This is a genomic window from Mesorhizobium sp. M7A.F.Ca.CA.004.06.1.1 (assembly GCF_003999135.1).
GTDB lineage: Bacteria > Pseudomonadota > Alphaproteobacteria > Rhizobiales > Rhizobiaceae > Mesorhizobium.
Genome location: NZ_RZPQ01001056.1, coordinates 1 through 1542 on the forward strand (window position 1 = coordinate 1; position 1542 = coordinate 1542).

General features: G+C 63.8%; 2 protein-coding genes. Both read left to right on the plus strand.

The features are described 5' to 3' along the window. Nucleotides 1-1254 (plus strand): AAA family ATPase (locus tag EN906_RS33760; RefSeq protein WP_127375756.1); only part of this gene is annotated, 1254 nt, incomplete at its 5' end. 115 nt (nt 1255-1369) lie between these two features. Then, nucleotides 1370-1542, plus strand: a 173-nt coding sequence (locus tag EN906_RS33765; protein ID WP_206529250.1) for an MmcQ/YjbR family DNA-binding protein, incomplete at its 3' end; no start/stop codon positions are given.

Consider the following 1542-nt stretch of genomic DNA (forward strand, 5'->3'; position numbering starts at 1 on the left):
CTCGAGGAGGAATCGACCGAGATCACCGCCAAATGGCAGGCCGAGAAGCAGAAGCTCGGGCTGGCCGCCGATCTGAAGAAGCAGCTTGACGAGGCGCGCAACGAGCTCGCCATTGCGCAGCGCAAGGGTGAATTCCAGCGCGCTGGCGAGCTTGCCTATGGCAAGATCCCGGAACTGGAAAAGAAGCTGAAGGAGGCCGAAACCCAGGACGGCAAGGCTGGCATGGTCGAAGAGGTGGTCACGCCGGATCACGTCGCGCATATCGTCTCGCGCTGGACCGGCATTCCGGTCGACAAGATGCTGCAGGGGGAGCGCGACAAGCTGCTGCGCATGGAAGACGAGATCGGCAAGCGTGTCGTCGGCCAGGGCGAGGCGGTGCAGGCTGTTTCCAAAGCGGTGCGGCGCGCTCGCGCGGGCCTGCAGGACCCGAACCGGCCGATCGGCTCGTTCATGTTCCTCGGGCCGACGGGCGTCGGCAAGACCGAACTGACCAAGGCGCTGGCAAGCTTCCTGTTCGACGACGAGGGCGCGATGGTGCGCATCGACATGTCGGAGTTCATGGAAAAGCACTCGGTCGCCCGGCTGATCGGCGCACCTCCCGGCTATGTCGGCTATGAGGAAGGCGGCGCGTTGACCGAAGCGGTGCGGCGCCGGCCCTATCAGGTCGTGCTGTTCGACGAAATCGAGAAGGCGCATCCCGATGTGTTCAACGTGCTGTTGCAGGTGCTCGATGACGGCCGCCTGACCGATGGGCAGGGCCGCACGGTGGACTTCCGCAACACGCTGATCATCATGACGTCGAACCTGGGCGCCGAATATCTCGTCAATCTCACCGAGGATCAGGACGTCGATCTGGTTCGCGACGAGGTGATGGGTGTCGTCAGGGCGTCGTTCCGGCCGGAGTTCCTCAATCGCGTCGACGAGGTGATCCTGTTCCACCGGCTGCGCCGGCAGGATATGGGCCGCATCGTCGAGATCCAGCTCAAGCGGCTGGAGAGCCTGCTTGTCGACCGCAAGATCACGCTGTCGCTGGACCAGGAGGCGGTCGACTGGCTGGCGGCCAAGGGCTACGATCCGGCCTATGGCGCGCGGCCGCTGAAGCGGGTGATGCAGAAGGAATTGCAGGACCCGCTGGCGGAGAAGATCCTGCTCGGCGACATTCTCGACGGCTCGACCGTCAAGGTGACAGCCGGTTCCGACCGGCTGAACTTCCGCTCGAAGCCGGCGATCGTCGCGGCGGAAGTGGCAGCCTGATCCTACGCCGCGCGTCCTTCCCGGACGCGCGGCGTTTTAGGTCTTTGTCATATGCATGTCGTTTTCCCAAAACCGGGGCCACTTTTGGGCGACGTGCGCAAAAAAAGGGGGCGGGATGACGCTGGACGACTACAACGGCTTCTGCGCCTCGCTGCCCGCGACGAACCACGTTGTCCAATGGGGCGGCGCCCATGTCTGGAAGGTCGGAGACAAGGTCTTCGCGGTTGGCGGCTGGGATCAGGGCCAGCAGCTCTTCGTCACCTTCAAATGCTCCGATATCGCCTATGA